Annotated in this window: 15 protein-coding genes; 2 read left to right on the top strand and 13 right to left on the bottom strand. The window is 51.6% G+C overall.

The genetic code is table 11. The features are described 5' to 3' along the window. Positions 1-288, bottom strand: a 288-nt coding sequence (locus AC3Y2E_RS20295) for an HAD hydrolase-like protein (protein WP_379213533.1), incomplete at its 3' end; no start/stop codon positions are given. 159 nt (positions 289-447) lie between these two features. Here AC3Y2E_RS20295 and AC3Y2E_RS20290 point away from each other — a divergent pair. Continuing rightward, complete coding sequence (locus AC3Y2E_RS20290; RefSeq protein ID WP_379213531.1) at positions 448-1,764, top strand: ABC transporter substrate-binding protein; 1,317 nt, start codon at positions 448-450, stop codon at positions 1,762-1,764. A 338-nt stretch (positions 1,765-2,102) separates the two neighbouring features. Here AC3Y2E_RS20290 and AC3Y2E_RS20285 read toward each other — a convergent pair whose 3' ends face one another. The 10 genes from AC3Y2E_RS20285 to AC3Y2E_RS20240 all read right to left on the bottom strand — a co-directional run bounded on the left by AC3Y2E_RS20285 (position 2,103) and on the right by AC3Y2E_RS20240 (position 11,729). Beyond that, positions 2,103-2,663 (bottom strand): ATP-binding protein, encoded by a 561-nt coding sequence (locus AC3Y2E_RS20285; protein WP_379213529.1) that lies wholly within the window; start codon positions 2,661-2,663, stop codon positions 2,103-2,105. Positions 2,664-2,958: 295 nt separating this feature from the next. Continuing rightward, positions 2,959-3,375 (bottom strand): VOC family protein, encoded by a 417-nt coding sequence (locus AC3Y2E_RS20280; protein ID WP_332070846.1) that lies wholly within the window; start codon positions 3,373-3,375, stop codon positions 2,959-2,961. A 181-nt stretch (positions 3,376-3,556) separates the two neighbouring features. Next, complete coding sequence (locus AC3Y2E_RS20275; protein ID WP_379213527.1) at positions 3,557-4,336, bottom strand: sporulation protein; 780 nt, start codon at positions 4,334-4,336, stop codon at positions 3,557-3,559. A 155-nt stretch (positions 4,337-4,491) separates the two neighbouring features. Then, positions 4,492-5,313, bottom strand: a complete 822-nt coding sequence (locus AC3Y2E_RS20270) for a DUF817 domain-containing protein (protein ID WP_379213525.1) — start codon at positions 5,311-5,313, stop codon at positions 4,492-4,494. Between the two features lie 117 nt (positions 5,314-5,430). After that, positions 5,431-5,661 carry a helix-turn-helix domain-containing protein gene (locus AC3Y2E_RS20265; RefSeq protein ID WP_379213523.1) on the bottom strand — a complete coding sequence of 77 codons (231 nt, stop codon included), beginning with the start codon at positions 5,659-5,661 and terminating at the stop codon, positions 5,431-5,433. Between the two features lie 10 nt (positions 5,662-5,671). Next, positions 5,672-6,154 (bottom strand): DUF2975 domain-containing protein, encoded by a 483-nt coding sequence (locus AC3Y2E_RS20260; protein WP_379213521.1) that lies wholly within the window; start codon positions 6,152-6,154, stop codon positions 5,672-5,674. 224 nt (positions 6,155-6,378) lie between these two features. Then, positions 6,379-6,810 carry an SRPBCC family protein gene (locus tag AC3Y2E_RS20255; protein ID WP_379213519.1) on the bottom strand — a complete coding sequence of 144 codons (432 nt, stop codon included), beginning with the start codon at positions 6,808-6,810 and terminating at the stop codon, positions 6,379-6,381. Positions 6,811-6,930: 120 nt separating this feature from the next. After that, entirely contained in the window at positions 6,931-7,626 is a 696-nt protein-coding gene (locus AC3Y2E_RS20250; protein WP_379213517.1) for a YesU family protein, read from the bottom strand. A 7-nt stretch (positions 7,627-7,633) separates the two neighbouring features. Beyond that, positions 7,634-10,282, bottom strand: a complete 2,649-nt coding sequence (locus tag AC3Y2E_RS20245; RefSeq protein WP_379213539.1) for an exo-rhamnogalacturonan lyase family protein — start codon at positions 10,280-10,282, stop codon at positions 7,634-7,636. Positions 10,283-10,388: 106 nt separating this feature from the next. After that, on the bottom strand, positions 10,389-11,729 hold the full coding sequence (locus AC3Y2E_RS20240) for an ABC transporter substrate-binding protein (protein ID WP_379213514.1): 1,341 nt from the start codon (positions 11,727-11,729) through the stop codon (positions 10,389-10,391). A gap of 333 nt (positions 11,730-12,062) precedes the next feature. Between AC3Y2E_RS20240 and AC3Y2E_RS20235 the strand changes: the two genes are divergently transcribed. Beyond that, the gene (locus tag AC3Y2E_RS20235; protein WP_379213512.1) at positions 12,063-12,881 is read left to right on the top strand and encodes a helix-turn-helix domain-containing protein; all 819 of its coding nucleotides are present in this window, start codon (positions 12,063-12,065) and stop codon (positions 12,879-12,881) included. Positions 12,882-13,077: 196 nt separating this feature from the next. Here AC3Y2E_RS20235 and AC3Y2E_RS20230 read toward each other — a convergent pair whose 3' ends face one another. Continuing rightward, positions 13,078-15,240 carry a hypothetical protein gene (locus tag AC3Y2E_RS20230; protein WP_379213510.1) on the bottom strand — a complete coding sequence of 721 codons (2,163 nt, stop codon included), beginning with the start codon at positions 15,238-15,240 and terminating at the stop codon, positions 13,078-13,080. A gap of 259 nt (positions 15,241-15,499) precedes the next feature. Further along, positions 15,500-16,819 (bottom strand): ABC transporter substrate-binding protein, encoded by a 1,320-nt coding sequence (locus tag AC3Y2E_RS20225; RefSeq protein WP_379213508.1) that lies wholly within the window; start codon positions 16,817-16,819, stop codon positions 15,500-15,502. Positions 16,820-16,984: the final 165 nt, after the last annotated feature.

Below are 16,984 nucleotides of genomic sequence, written 5' to 3'. Positions count from 1 at the left end.
AAGTTCGATTTTATCAATTTTGCACTGTGTATATTCAATAAGATAATCATAGGGATCAAAATTGTTTTTGTTACCACCGATTCTTCTTTCCCACATTTCAAGTGGCAGTTTGATTCCATATTCATAAAATAGATCCTCAAATACCTTGAATTCTATAGTCTCCGTATTAAGAATTACACCATCAAAATCAAATATGACTCCCTTTATCAACGAAGCTCCCACCTTCTCATTTTCGGATGAAAAAGGAATGCGTGTCAGCACCATAGGCTGACGATTTAAATTATACATATTTTTCCTCGTTGATCCTGGAGGGGTGATACGGGATTAAGAAGCGCAGGATTTAAATTTGATTATTCACCATGGAACCTTGAAACCAATAATGGAAAATTGCGTATATCGCCTTAAGTTAAATATTTCCTTATTCCACGCGAATGGGATGTGATGGTATTGAAACGGTTGGTTGGTGCAAGTGCTGTCGTTCTTGCTGTCAGCTTCATAACGGGATGTTCTTTATGGAGCAGCAAGCAGACTGCAGCTACGGTTCCGCCGAACACGAGCACGAAGGAAATTACGATCCTGCTGCCGGAATACGCCACCGCAAGCAGCAGAACCAGAAACAGCTCGTTTGAAAAGGGCGCCAGGCTGTTCGAAGAGGCAAATCCAGGGGTAAAAGTAACGGTCGAAAAGCTTCCCGTGACAAAAGGGTATCGAGCTGCAATGACGGAAAGGCTGAATGACAGTAAACCCGTCGATCTCATTTTTGGTCCGTTTGATCCGGTACTGAACGAGCAAAGAGCGTTTGCCGCCGATCTGATTCCTTTATTTAAAGCGGATAAAATGACAACGGACGATCTTTACGAGAATATGGTCGAGATGGCGAAGGTAAACGGGAAGCTGCTCGGCATTCCGATGGCCCCCACTCCGCTGGCCGTTTTTTACAACAAGGAATGGTTCAACAAAGCCGATCTCCCATTTCCCGGCAAAGAATGGACCTGGGAGCAATTCCTGAATCAGTCCATCAAGCTGCAAGCGGCAAATCAAGTGGAGGGGAAGGAAATATTCGGCAGCATCGTTCCGCTTGAAATGCGTTTGTTCGAGTCGCTCGCAGTAAGCAGCGGGCATAGCATCATATCTCCCGACGGCAAGCAAATGAGCGGCTATTTGAACAGCAAACCGGTCGCGGAAGCGCTCACGAAACTGCTTAATCATATGAATACGACGAAGGCGAGCAAAGGCGTTCCAAGCGCCACGAATCCGGTATTGCAGGATTTAGGAGCGTTTCATGCCGGTATGGGCATTGGAGTCATCAACATCTTTCCTTACCTGGAGAACAATCAAGCAACAAAGGGAAAATTCGGAATTGCCGGGCTGCCCTATATGGAAAAAGGAGTCCGGGCTAACGCTGTTTATTTCAGCATGCTTTCGATAAGCGAGTCATCCAAGCAAAAGGCGTTGGCTTGGAAATTTATAAAAGATGTCATTCTGAACGGCGACAGCCCGTTCCAAAAAGAGTGGATCAAAGAGGATCTGTTGACCGTCAAATCGGCTTTTCAAAAATCGGGACAGCATCAGGTTCCCGGGATGGACGTACTGGCCGGGGAATTGGAACACGGGATCAAACCGATCGTTTTCCGTAATGCGGCACTCAACTCGGTTAAGATACCGGATAATCGACTGTTCACCGCGACGTCGGAAACCGAAGTTATGGCCTCGTTAACGGATCTTGCAGCAGAGATCGACAAGCAGCTGTTAGGTAAAAAATAAAGCAACCGACCACACCTTCGCTGGTGTTATAGCACTCTATACGACTACGCTATCTTCCCGCCCGTTCAACATTTAAGGTTCATCGCACAACGACCCGCTCCTGTACCTTACCTGCACTCCTGTCACAGCTAACGGCAGCCGAAGACATGGACGTCTTTGGCTGCCGTTTATGCGTACGAGACTTTTAATTACACAGCTTCACATAGTCGGCGATTTTCTTATGAAGCAGCGCCACCCGCTTTTCGTCCGATTCAGCAATCGGGAGCAAAGGCATACGGGGCTCCCCGCAATCCAGTCCGCTCCATTTCAAAATAGCTTTGCAGGCTCCATCATCTCCCCTAATACCGCCCAGCAATGCCCACAATCTTTTCAATGACTGCGGGAACTTCTTCGCTGGTTCTGATCGTGAACAAATGATCTGATTCGCCTTCTGCCGGCGGGGCCATTTCTGGCTTATGGGACTCCGACTGTTGCCGGGCAAGCACCTCTTCGAATGCCGAAGCGCTGCGGAAGATCGCTTTGCTTCTCTGACTTCCGGCCACGCGCGCCAGGAGCACTTCATGTGGAATATCCAAATAGACGAGTATGCTCCTAAACCCTTTGCTGCGAAAATAGTTCAAGACATCTATACGGCCTTTTCGGGCAAGATTGGAATTGCACAAGATCAGATGGCAATCGGTCTGATCCGCCGCGTAATCGACAATCGTTTGCGTGACGGCGTATTTGAGGGTATTCGGCCCTTCTTTCGGACGCAGCGACTTGTAGTACGTGTTGATAAACGCGGCGTGATTGTCTTGATCGATGACAATGGCGTTGTGCATCTGCGCCTCTAACTTCGCGGCGAAAGTCGTCTTTCCGCTATGAGTTTTGCCTACCGTTACAACAACCAGTCTGTTCATTAGCGCCTCCCTTTCGAACCGGTTTACCGAAGCGGTTCCGTTCGTTGAGTTACTGAAACAGCTCCCGATATTCAGGCTCCAGTATACTCATCATAACATCGGTTTCAAATTGGATCTTGAAAAAGCTTACGCGAGATGATGTCTTGATCAATTAGAGCTCCTCTTCACCGTCTTTTGTAAAAACAAAAAATCCCGTCTCCGAAGAGACGAGAAGTTTTCCCGTGGTACCACTCTAATTCGATCAAGATACTGATCCTCTGCTTTCCTAGTGGGGCTCTTATAACAATACCGATTTTTAACCTTCCGTATAAATTTGAAAGGTCACCCCGAATTGGTCAGTTACATCACCGAAACCTGGGCTAAAAGCTTCTTCTCCAAACGGCATATTCACATGACCGTTTTGTCTTAAGGCTTCAAAAAATCGTCTTGATTGTTCCACGTCGTTAGTTGAAATGCAAATGGTTACCTGTTTACCCTTTGGAATAGACGAGCCGCTTGGAGCATCGGAAAGCATAAGTTCCGATTCCCCAATTCGCAGCTTAGCATGGGCCACCAGATTTTTCAGGTCCTCATTGAACGTATTCGGCATTTCCGGCATCTCTCCGTAAGTAAGGATAGAGAGAACTTCGGCACCAAGTGCTTGTTCATAAAACTGAATAGCGTCCCTCGCGTTTCCTTCCATATTTAAATAAGGGGAAAGTATTACTGCCATCATTGGTCAACTCCTTTTTTTCAATCGTAGCATATAAATCAGGCTTGGATTACTTTTGGATTGCTATCTTCCCTGATCTTTCCGGCACGAGTATCGAGTTTCTAAAACTCATCCATGGCTGCCAACTTTCTTTCTCCCCATCCCGGATTTTGACTTGTCGAAAAGATGCGATTGCGTTCATTTAGATGTATCTGCGAATCGTCTGGGCTAGCTGTCCGGCAATGTAGCTCGCTCCGTAGTTAAGTTTAGTACGGTCGAATCTTATTCTTACATAACTTTCATCCTCATCAATCGCCTCCGCGAACCAGCCCGCCAATCCGCGCGATTTGCGGTCGATTTCCAACAGTAATTCGACGCCGTTTTCGTTCGGGTAAAAGATGATTTCCAATTCGTCCAGCTGATACTGGAACTTGGAGGTAGGGACAAATTCGAACTCTTGTACGAAAGGCAATCCATTTTTCCGGCCGAAATACGGCGCGTATTCGCAAGTCACCTCGCGAAGCTGGAAACCGAGCTTACTAACCGCTTCCAGAATAATCTCACAATACCGATGCGGCCTGACTTGAAGTGCATCCTGATCGTTCGGATCGACCGCGTCTTTAATATCGAGTCCGGTTTGAATCCAGACGGGCGTCCTGCCCATCGTGACCGGCATAGAAGCCGGAAGCTGGAACGAGACCGGAAATTCATAGACTTGCTCCGCCTGTACGGTAAACTTTCCGGTAAGCAAAAATTTGGTCACGGCTGCTTCCACTTCCGTCTTCCTATCGTTCTGCTCCTTCAAGTAACGCGTCATCACGAAAGCGTAAACATCATCGACCTGCTGATCCACACGGCCACCCTGGATTCGGACGACTCCTCGAATCGTATCTCCGGCTCGCGCCACATTTCGTTGAAGCATAAGATCCACTTGAGCCGAGCCAATCCCGACACTCGCGAGCATTCGTTTGAACACGGACATGATAATTGAAGTGCCTCCTTTTATTTACATATATACTACTACGACAGGAAAACATAAGGGGTTTCAAGCACTTCATACAGCTGGTTTATCAGCGTTCTCGCAAAAAAATGGCCGCAGACAGAGCAAGGCTGCCGATCCATACCGGCAGCCCAGTCTTACTTGGATATGAAACTATCGGTTCCGCTATCCCATTCAAAATCGTTTGGAGCAGGGGTCTGCCGTTCCTTCACCAGCTTAAGAGTCGCTACAATCAAGAAGCTGACAATCACCAGCAGCAGCCAAGAGCTCACCTTGCCCACATGGACGAGCCGCCACGATGCAGACTGATCCGGATATTCCCAGGCCCCGAAAAACGTAGCGACGTTTTCCGCGATCCAGATAAAAAATCCGATCAGCGTAAAAGAAAGCGCAAGCGGCATCCGGTATCGCGTTCCCCCCACCTCATACGTGACCCAGGTCCGCCAAAACACGAGAAGGACAAGCGCCGACAGCCACCAGCGCACATCGATCCAATAATGGTGGGTGAAAAAGTTTAAATAAATCATAGCCGCAAGCGGCACTACCACCGGGAACGGCGGCCATCGCACCAGCTCGACCTTCAACCGGCGCCATGCCTGGCACAGATAACTCGCCACACTCGCGTACATAAATCCGCTGTATAACGGAACGCCGAACACCTTCGAATATGCCTCTTCGGGATACGACCACGAACCCATATGCACCTTGAATATCTCCAGGGTCAGGCCGATCAAGTGAAACAAGGTGATCACCTTGAGTTCATCACGCGTTTCAAGACCGGAATAAACCATCCACACCTGCATAACCAGGCATATGAGCAGCAGCAAATCGTACCTCGGAAGCCCGGGGATCTCGATCAGCTGCGTTAGAGCCAGCGATGCGAAAATAACGACGGGAAACAAACAAGACCATGCCTGCTCCCAACCAAAACGAACGAACTGCTGTAATCCCCTTACCATTGCTTCTCACCACACCACGATATTCTGACCGGGGAGCCGGTCCATGCGATCGTCGGCAAACCTCGGCCATCCGAAGGCTTACTCTTGCCAATCGTCCCATTCATGAGCAACTCCCCTTTATTCATGAGACCCTTGAGCGTCTTCATCACTTTTGTACTCTAAAATATCCCCAGGCTGACAGTCCAAAGCTTTGCAAATCGCTTCCAACGTTGCTAAGCGAATCGCTTTCGCCTTTCCGTTTTTCAATATGGAAAGGTTCGCCATCGTAATACCCACTCTCTCCGAAAGCTCCGTCACGCTCATTTTCCTTTTGGCCAGCATTACATCGATATTAATTATAATCGCCATGTTATTCACCTCAGACCGTCAAATCATTTTCAGATTTTATATCAATCGCTTCTTTTAGAAGCCTTTGGAGAACGGCGGCAAAAACGGCAATGACCATGGAGGCGAAAATGACGACCAATCCGATTAGGATAACTCCCGGGGCATCGTCCCTCTCCGCCATGAGAAAGAACAGCGGCAAGCCGGCCACGTACAAGCCGCTGATTACGATCGCACAATTTTTAATATTCTTTAGCGCCTTTACCGACAATTCCGAGAATGCTTTGTTCTTGTCAATGTAATTTAAAAGTTTAAACGCTTGATACAGAGCAAAGTAAAATGGGATCGCCGATGCATACAAATCGATAAAAAAGAGGGTTTTCAAATAAGGCATATTCGGATACAATTCCACTGCATAATTCGCAAACTCGGGCACCGCAAAAATGCACAAAGCAAGAACCGGAATTCCGATAAGAATTACAGCTGCCTTTAAAAAGAGCGTTGTTCCTCGTTTCATAAAAAGCCCTCGCTTATGTTTAAATTTATTTTTGACTTTATCATACGATTTATCGTTTTTCAATAAATAATCACTGATAATTAATATATTATTGTTGTTTATATTGACATCCCGAGAGTCGATCGATCATATAACCGGAAATTGATTCCACAGTGATCTGCCATGCGGGGACACAGCAAAGCGCATGCCGGCATCGGCATGCGCTTCAAAGACAGTCTATGGATTTATGCTTTTGCAGTTTCCGCATAGGTTTTGAAATTGTCCAAGATCGCTTGCCATCCGGCTTGCTGCATCTCGACGGAGTTGGTCTGCTCGGCGTCAAACAACGTCGTAATTTTAGTGTCGTTGCCTTGGCGGGTAAATACACTTTTCACTTTACGACCGTCAGGCATGGTGTAGGCGATGCTCTCGTGCAGGTTTACTTCGTCGTATACGCCGCTGAAGTCGAATCCGAAGCTCCCGTCTTTGGCTTCCATCCGCGAAAGGAATTTACCGCCGACCCTCAGATCATTCTCGGCATGTGGCGTGTGCCAATCATCGGAAGCCTTGTTCCATTGCATGATGTGCTTCGGTTCCGTCCAATAGGTCCACACGCTCTCGATGGGAGAATGAACGATCGCTTCCACGGTTATCGTTACCGGATTACTTGTTCCCATTATTAAACCTCCTAATCGATATGTTCTCAGATCATACTCCGGATCAATCCACTGCAAAACATTGTAACAGCACCTATTATAGCATGCCCGTGGTGGCATGATTTCTTATAAGTTGCTATTTTAATCCATCCGGCGCGAAACCTCCTGCTTGGCATATACGCGAAAATTCGCATATTCGGCGATCATCGGCGCCATCTGGCGGAAGCCGATCTTGCCCCCATGCAGCAGCGGGCCGTAAGTCGTTCCGTCATCCGTCCAACGGAAAACCGGCACATCCTGGATCGAAAATTCGACGACAGGGCCGTTCTTGACGAGCCGAATCCGGTACGGACCGGTCGCGTCGGCTACGCCGGGGATCGGGTCCGCCCCTTGGGCCACCAGATGAAAGCCGTAGCTTTTGCGCAAATTGCAAGTGTGCAAACGCCGCTCCTCGTCCCATTTCCGGCGGAAATAGGAAACGTGCAGCGCATGGATATCTCCGTGATGGTATTGGTCGTACGGTCCGCTGCGGGGCGCCAGACGCGGATCGAACAAGTCCTCCCCGTTCGTCCCGGCTGCGGCGAAAAACAGAATGCACAAGCCGGGCTCCCGGATCGGCCAAAAATCCCACTCCACCGCAATATCCGCGGGAAACGTCTCCGGGCACCAGAACACCACGTTCGCTAGCTGGCCCTCTTCCTCGTCTCTCGTCGACTCCAGCCGCATCCGGCCGAGCGGAAACGTCACCGCCGCATCTCCTTCCATGCGAAACCCCGCCACGTCCTTTTCTGCGGCCAGCGGATTCTCGTAAATCAGGCTCCATCCGTTCTGCTCCATCCTCAGGTTATCCCCTCTCTTCCGGCAGCCGGCCGGGCAGCGCTTCCGATATCAGCTCCAGACTTATAATCGTATTCAGCGACCATTGCGCCGCTTCATTCGTATTGATCCATTCGACTTCCTTCGCGGTCCTTACATGCGTCCGCTCGCAGGCCGTCTGCTGCAGGTTGACGCGGGCATACGGGTTGGCGAGCAAGATGGACCAAGTCGTCCGCGCGGAAGCTTCATTGTTCGTATAATACGCCCCGAATGCGCCGATCCCTGTGCCCAGAACCGGATGGCCGAAGCTTTTGTGGCTGATCGCTCCGCCTGTGGCCGCTTCCTTCTCCTCCTTGGAGCTGTTGTAAAACACGCCGAATTCCGCCAGCATCTCTTCCCACTCGGGGTCTTTCAGCATCATCGCCAGCTCGAACCAGACTTGTGGCCCGCCCATGCAAATCGCCAGGTGACGCCCCCAGTTGTCGTCTCCCATCGGCGTCAGTACGCCCGTTTTCGGATCGTAGCCATAGGTCGGACCGGACAGCAACCGAAAGTTAGCCTGTTTGATGCCGTTCAAGCCGGCCAGCAGCTTATCCCGGTACGCCGTATCCTCATATCGCTCCCATCGGGTCATCCAGTTCGAGCAAAACGCTGCCCAGTCCGGACCGACGCGAATATGGGTCGGATGCCCGTCTCTCGGAAAATAGGCGCGCATCGGGTCCAGATTGACCGTCGAATAGTCCGCATCCTTCACCTCATCCAGCATATCGCCGAGCCGCTCGTCCGCCGTCAAATAGTAGTAATACCGGTGCAAGCCGGCCATCGCGATGCGTGCTTCCTTGCAGCCGCACCCCCAATGGACGACGTTATGCCTCGAGCCGAGCCCCGCATATTCACCGAAATGGTAGACGTCGACTTCGCTCGTATGGCGCGTCATCGCCTCCGCCATCCGGAAGATGTCGGCGCGGCCCGAACGAAGAAACATGACCCACAGCCACATATTGGCCGCAAGCTCGGTATTTTGCCATGCGCAGCCGCCGAGATCGTAGTTCCAGACGTGCCGGACCGGATCATAGCTGTGCATGAAATCGCCGTAATCCCAAAATCCGTACCAGTCGCGATGCTCGGTCTCCTCCTTGTAGAACCCGATAATCCCGTCCAGCCGCTCTTCCAGATAAGCCTTCAGCGGACTGCTCCGATCCGGCAAGCTCCAGTACCCGAACGACCTCGTCTCGTGATAATAGGCGGGCTCGCATACGAGCAGGGAAGGCTCCCGGCTTTCCTGCAGCAGCGCCGACAGCTGTTCCGCATTCGGCGTACAGGCCGGAAACCAGAACGTCATCTCGCTCGTGTTGGCGATGCCGTACGGAGTAGCCCTCATTTCCTCTGCGCCTTCGTAAGCCGATTCCACATGGGTTTCGGTATCGTAATGGCGCAAATCCATCGCCGGACCGTCAGGCGACCATAGCCATACGCGGAATTCCGCACTCTCCTTCGCCATATGCCGAACTTCCAGGGAAGCCGGGTGCTTCTGCCAAAAATTGCGCACGCCCGCCGCCATGCCGCCCCCCTCGCTTCCGACATAGCCAAGTCCGCCCGCCCTGCGGCCGACGGCCGCCTTCAGCCAGCAGCACGCCTCCTTCGTCCGCTTGGCGATGCGGTAATGCGACGAGCTGTCCTGTACGAGCTTGAAGCTGTCCCATACGGCGGATTCGTCGAGCAGACCGAGGAAATACGCGTCTTCCTGCGGGTCAAATTCCACAGCTTCACCGTCCCTTTGCCGTTCGTGCAGTTCCCGGTATTTCCCTTGGGTGCGGCGCGTATGAAGCGATTTCGGCGATTCGGAGAAAAAACCGCTGTCTCCGGCAAACCGGACATGCCTGTTGTACAAAGGCCCTCTCATCGGGATTTCGAAGGACAGGCCAAGGCCGGTTATAAAGTCCTGATGCGGATTGCCGTCGTAAAAAAACGTATGAACCGCCTTCACTCCGCAATCGCCGGCATAAAAGGACAAACGCAGCACAAACGGCAGCCATTCCGCCCGGGAATCGGCCGCGCGGAGGCGGCCCTCCATCTTGACGACCGCGCGGACAGGCCCCCGCTGCTCGATCGTTGCTTGGCAGATCCGGCTCTCGTACGACAGTTCCTTCCTGATCCGTACGCCTGACGTTAGAGCCGTTTCTTCCTTGACGGCGATCAGCCGGCCGTTTCGGCATACTTCGATGCCGTCGCGGACCACGCCGGCGATCGGATGGCTCCCCTGCCTGTTCAAGGAAACGACGAGAGCGCCGGTATCTACGATAATCGCGCTTGCGGTTTCCGTGACGGAGATCTTGGCCGAAGATGCGGCGGGAACGGTATCGGCGGAATTGGGAGAAGCTGCGCCATCCGTCTCTCCGGGGACGAGCGTATAGCCGTCCAAACCGCCCGGGTCTTCCTCCGGATGGATGGCCGCCGCATGCGCCGACCATTTCACGCTGCCGTCCGGCCAGAACGCCGTCGGCCAGCTTTGCACCGGGATCTTGCGTCCGGATGCGCTGCACAGCGAGAACGGCTCGTCGCGGAGAAGGACTCCCTCCTTCCACGGGACTCCCCAAGTTACGCCAGCTGCCGCTTCAGGCTTCCCGCTGAGCCAGACCAGTTTGACGGCCCGCTCCGCCCTCGCCCCGGACTTCATTGCTGACTGCACCGCAAGACCGGATTTGGTTTTTATTTCGGACTTTTTTTCGGACTTCATTTCGGACTTCATTGTCGACGTCTCCTTTGGCAACCTGCGCTTCCGGTCATTTGGCCAAAGCGGCCTCAATTTTTTTGTTCACGTCTTCTTCCGCCTGCCGCAATGCCGTATTCGTATCGAGCTCGCCGTTCGCTACCTTCATGAGCAGGCTGACGATCGAATTGTAAGCGGGCACCTTGCTGTCCAAGTCGGACTTGCCGCCGATGGGCGCGAATTGATTATAGAAATAAGCGCGGTAATTTTTTCCTTTAAATACGCTGTCCTGCCCCATGACGTCCTGAATCGCTTTATCCCGCAGCACGGTCATGTTGCCCGATTTGGATAATGTCGTCTGGAACTCCTTGGACGTCAAAAAGGCCAGCACCTTCATCGCCATTTCTTTTTCCTTGCTCATCGCGGTCACGCTCATATAGTTCGGATAAGCCGAGTACCCGACGCCTTTTGTTTCCGGAAATGTCGGCATCGCCGCCATGTCCCAGTTGAAGGCGGACATCTCCTGGGGTTGTACGAGCGGAAGCAGCGGCCCGGACGGGTACATGGCGAGCACCATATCCTTGTTGAAATTGGCGAGGTTAAGCGCTCCACCTTTGCGGTATTTGGCGGCAACGTCCAAATACATGCTCTCCTTCGCAAATTGGATGAACTCGCCCTCCACGATGCGTTTCCATTTCGGATCGTTGAAGGTCGATTTCTTCGTCTTCGGATCGATCAGCGGCAGCCCGAACTGGTTCGTAATAAACGTTTGGTTCGTGCTCGGCGAAAAGCCCGTGTAGCTCACGTTGCCGTCGCTGCGATTCAGCCTTTTGGCCAGATCGTACAATTCGTCCCAGGTCATGCCGTCCTTCGGATAGGCGACGCCGAATTTATCGAATAAATCTTTGTTGTAATAGATGACGTTCGTGCTGTTCTCAAAAGGAAGTCCGTACAATTTCCCGTTGCCGAACTGTTTAATGGCATCAATTAGGTAGGGTTCAAAGGAGGCGAGATCGATACCGTGCGCTTTGACCAGATCGGTCATATCCGTTTCCAGCTTGTAATCGAGAACCCCCGGCCAAGAGCCGAGCGAACCCCAGATCAAGTCGATTGGCTGTCCCGTCACGACGTACTGCTGCAAGTCCGTTTCCCCGGCAACCCTTTTCACATATTTGATCGTCAGGTTGGGGAACTTCTTCTTGATCGCATGGCCGTACCGTTCATTAAACGTTTCTTCGCTGTCCCGCGCAATCGAATAAAACACGAGTTCAGCCGGCTTGTCGGCTGCCAATACGGACGGCGCGGGCTCCTGGCCCTTGGCCGCTCCGTTGTCCGCTTCGGTCCCGCCGGTACTGCAACCGGCCGCTACGAAAAAACAGGACGCAAGCAATAACCTCGACCTTTTCAAGCTCATGGACTTCCTCCCCTTTTTTCGGAAAGTTGATATAACTTGCGCGAATCCGTCCCCGACCCCTTGCCATCGTTATGAAGAGATTAAACGCCTCCCGTCCGTTTCCCGCCTGCAAGCTCAACCAGCATCAATAATGACAACGCTTACAAAATTATCTGCCTGTGGCGGGACATCTCCTTCCCTCCCCAAAACCATATAAATTGAAATTCCACGTTGATAAATCCCGGATGTGTACGTTATGATACCTACCAAAAGGGTAACCCTTTTCCCGCATCATCGCAATCCGAATAATTGAGCATCTATATAATAATTTGAAACAAACTAGCGGAGGGAATCATGAAACGATTCGTCATGCCGTTGATTACGAACAAGGAGCTTCTACCGGTGTACGTCTACACGGTCGGAGGCATGGAAAACCAAAGCCCGATCGATCGGGAAAACGGGTATTCGGAGTTTATATGGCTGCATACGATCAAGGGAAAAGGGAAGCTCATTGTGGACGGAACGGAATATACGATGAAGGCGGATATGGGGATCCTGCTCTATCCCGAAACCGCCCACCGCTACTATACGGTGGAGGAGCCGTGGGAGACGCATTGGGTCGCCTTCAACGGCTTCGGAGTACGCCCGCTGCTTCAACTGGCCGGGATGAACGGCACGGAGCTGTTCTATCGCTGCAACACCCGGCTGCTGGAGCGTCATCTCTATGATATCTTTACGGCTGCGATCGGCGGCCATGCCGATATCGGACTGACCACATCGGCCAGACTTTACAGCTTCTTGACGGAGTTGCCGGCGTGCGTTAAAGGGGAGCAGGAGGGCGCGCGTTTTTCGGCAGGAGGGCTGCTGGAGCAGGCGCTGACTTATATGGAGCGGCATTATGCCAGCAACTTTTCGCTTGATGAAATGGCTGCGGCGATCGGCATTTCGCATCAATATGTATGCCGCATTTTCAATCAGACGATGCGGATGACCCCCGGCGCCTACTTGACTCGCCTGCGGCTGCAGAAAGCCAAGGAGCTGCTTATCGGAGGAGATGGGTCTGTCGCCGAAACCGGCAGACAAGCCGGATTCCAGGATTCCAGTTACTTTTGCCGCTTATTCCGGCAGCATGAGGGCGTCACTCCTCTGGAGTATCGCAGAAAGTACCGGTAGGAGCGAGGAAACGCTCCGCACCTCCGCCTTCGACAAATCCAGGTATCTTCAGCTCCGCTGCCGCGCCTTTCGCCCACGCAGGAATGTCCGTGTCGTCTGCGAAGCGGTTGCTGCATCCGACTCCTTCGTTATTCCGCGGGCACCAAAAGCCCGTAATAACGGGCTTTTGTTCATGTGACAGTTGCGAAATCCACTCTTAAAGTTGAATTGTCATCGTACCGCCAGCCACTGTCACGCTAGCGCTCGTCGGATTTTCATGGTACACGTCAAACGTATTCGCCGCTGTAACTTCAGCATACAATCTCGTCCCCTGCAAGGGTTGATCCAGCGTAACATCAAGTTTATCTCCCGGTGTAATCCCTGTGAGGGTAGCATTGCTTCTGATTTTCACGACTGCACCAGCTGCAAGCTCGGTTGATGTGTAGCTTAACGTTATCGGTTTAGAATGGACTTTCTGTAAAATAGCTGTCGAGCCGACAACTCCGCCAATTTTCACAAAATACTTAACGGTTGCACCATCACCAGCGCCAAGATTATAAATAAAATCTCCGGCATTCACTTTCAGCCCTGAATAAAGCGTTGCTGCAAAATACTCTTTAAAACGGCCGTTTGTCCGGACTGAAACACCGCCCGTTACTCCAGTTGTAACCGTGCCCGCAACTTCATAATAATGGTCGAGTTGTACAGGATCATTGATCGGGTTCGTGTTATTGATCAAAAAAGGATTCGTATAACTCGCATCGTTTACCACAATAGAACCGACTTTAAACGTGTGCCCGTATGTCGAATTTGCCGTACTTGCCACGCAAAAGGCATTGCCGTGTTCATCGACAATGATTTCATTCACTTGGGTGTTAATCGCAAGCTCATTGCGCAATGCCGTACGATAAACCGGGGTTGACGACGTAACGCCATATCGCTTGACAATCAATTTTTGGATTGCCGTATTTTTAGGCAGCTTGCTGCGATCTGCGCCGGTACCGCCAATGACGACCGGGTTTATTTTGCAATCCTCGGCTGCAAGCTCATCAATAGTCAAATTGTCGTTTAAGTTCCGGACATGCAATGCGCTATAGAAGTACCGGCCTTTTGCAAACTTGACGCGAGTTCGTCCGCGTCCGTTTGCTCCATTGATCAAAATATTGGTCGTTACCCCGATTTCCACTTTGCCAACCGCATCAAGATGATCAATGTCCAGCGATATATGTGACAAATAATCTTCGTAAGCTGGCGGACTCGGTACGTTAGTCAAATCCTCGTGCCCCAGGTATAACGCTTCCGGGAGTAGTCCGACGCCAAGAGCAGAAGTTGTGCCTTCGATTTTTCCAAATGTAAGACCTTTCATACCGTGTGATCTTTCTGCCGGCGAGGCATAGGCAAAAGCCAAATCTCCGGCTGTTAGCAAAACGAGCGCTTTGCCGCTGATGGTGCTATCCAGCAGATTACCGGTAATATGCTTAATCTCTATGTCATACCCTGCGGAGATAAGGGCAATCGCCGAGTAATCATTTGTATTACAGGTCATATTACCAGCCACAATCTCATCAATGATACAGTCATGCGGGTGTGTCGTCGGCTCCCATCCGGCAACATGCCTATAAGTTCCGCGGTCGTTATAGTGTTGCTGGAAGTTACCCCAGTGTGCCATAAAAACGCGGCCAATAACGGCGCTATCCCCGCATTCGATCCGTTTGCCGCGAACCAGCGAAGCGCCGCCAGCCATAACAAAACCGTTGCAATTAAAGTGGCCTCCAACCAACCTGATCGTATCGAAGAAGAACCCTCGTACCTCTGGCGTAATATTGTTGAAGCTGTCAATGCGGACATGACATTTTTCACCCCAACCGGCTGTCGGGCTTCCCATGTCAATGGTAAGGTGTCCCCATATTCTAACGTTAGACTGCGGCGCAATGCCGGAAGCCGTAGCACTGTTTGATGCCGCTCCGGTTTGCTTAATCGTTGAATTGCAGCTCATCCACATCAAGTTCGCCGGAACTGAAAATTCTTCTGTAACCAAATATACTTTGTTATTGGTTAATAGAATGGCATGATGTTGTGCCGCATAGTTTGCAGCCGCAATAATGTCATCATCGAAATGTTCCGGCGAAACAAATTGCTCGTGCGAATCTTTCTTCAAAAAATCGGGCGGCCCTTTGCGGCCGTATACTTCGCCGCTTACCGGTCCTCCGGCCGCAAACGATGTGCCTAGCGCTCCTCTGATCACACTGCCCGCGGCCAAGGCCGCCCCGGCCAGGCCGAGCGACGACAGCATTGTCCTTCTCGTGAGCAATGGCGATTTGCCGCTGGGATCCAAACCTTTATCTTCATCTAATTCTTCTATTGTTCGCCGTTCCATCATTTGCGCCGCCTCCGCTTTTTATTCAATTTTGTATGCGGTTTCATTTTTTTGTTTTATGCGCATTCCGCCGGACGATCGCCCAACCGCATCGGGTACTCACCCAACAGCATGTTGAACCTCCCGATCAGCTCCGGGAAGCACCGTCCGCGTTATGCCCGGTCGATCCATAATATAGAAGTCGAAGTGCATCAAGATCCGGCAAACCCAGTCGCTGCTCCCTCTCCGCTCTCGCCAGCATGCGTGAGCAAGTCCTTTCCCTTTACTTGCTCTTCTCCTTCGCGAGCTCCGCCTTCAGTTGCTCGTCGAGCAGCCTCAGCCCCGTGTTGACATCGACCTTGTTCGAAGCGACGTCGTGGAATGTCTGCGCCATCATGTTCTGCTGGTTCGCCGTCGCCACGTTGGCAAGACCTTCCTTCCGCTTCGGCGAATAAGGAGCCCATTCCTGATAATAAAACAGCGCCTTCATGTTTTTGCTGCTCAAATCCGGCCGGTCTTGTCCGAACGCGTCCTGGATGCTCTTGTTCGTAACGACTGGAAGCATGCCTTTCTTCGAATCGGTCAACTGCACTTCGTCCGATACCATCGCCATAATGACTTGGAACGCGTCGTCCTTGTATTTGCTCGTCGCGGAGATCGACCAGTAGGCGGGACCTCTCCATGCCATCTTCTTGGGCACGTCCTTCAGCGTCGGATACGTTACGATATCCCACTCGATTTCTTTCGGAATCGGCGCATATTGGCTGTACTGGTTCGCTTGCATGGCGACATTGCCTTTGTTGAAGGCGTCGTTAATTTCCGCCGGACGAGTTGCCGCGATCGGGTTATTCGGCAAATCGTAGAAACGCTTAAGGTTGTTAAAGAGCGGCTTCCATTTCTCCATGTTGTAGAGCCGGTCGGCGTTCGGATCGAGTATCGGGTATCCGTACGTATTGTCGCGCAGCATCGCCATGATGTTGCCGCTGAATCCGCGGTATACGTTCGTGCCTTCCGTCCGGCTTAGCTTCTTGGCAATCTCGTATACGTCGTCCCAGTTCATCCCGTCCTTCGGATAAGGGACGCCGAACTTATCGAATATGTCCTTGTTATACGTCAGCACGAGCGGAAAGTATGGCGGATACGGCAGCCCGTACAGCGCGCCGCTCTGCCCGGCATCGATCATCTCCTGAATGAACGGGGCGTTGAACCGGGTCAGGTCGTAATTATACTTTTTGACCAATTCGTTCAGATCGGTCCCCAGCTTCAAGTCCAGATAGTTGTTTTTCAGATTCGGCACGTCGGTCCGGATCAGATCGGGTATTTCTCCCCGCGCGACGAGCTCCGGCAATGAATTGCCTTTATCCGGCGAAACATATTGGAACGTAATGTACGGGAACTTCTTCTCCAGTACACCCTTAAACCGGTCATTGAATTCTTCCTCTTTCACCCCGAGTCCGAAGACGGACAGCGTAATCGGATCTTTTTTCACATCCGCCCTCACTGCGTCGACTGTTTGCGCCCTGTCCGTTTTGCCGCCTCCCCCACATGCGGACAGCACGATCGTTGTGAAGCCAAGCAGTGCAACTATACCCCTTCTTTTCATGGAAGCCTCCTTTATCATGGATGAAGCAATCGTACCCGTTACCGATTCGAACATACATTCTGCTCCCTACGGCACCACCTCCCTATCTTTGGCTTCTTAACTATCAACCGCTCGCAATGGAAAATCACTTATGATGCTTTCATCATAAGCCGGAACCCCAACCGG

Source organism: Paenibacillus sp. MAH-35 (assembly GCF_058135425.1).
Note: the sequence above shows the minus strand (reverse complement) of the source record. Positions and strands in the feature narration are given on the sequence as shown.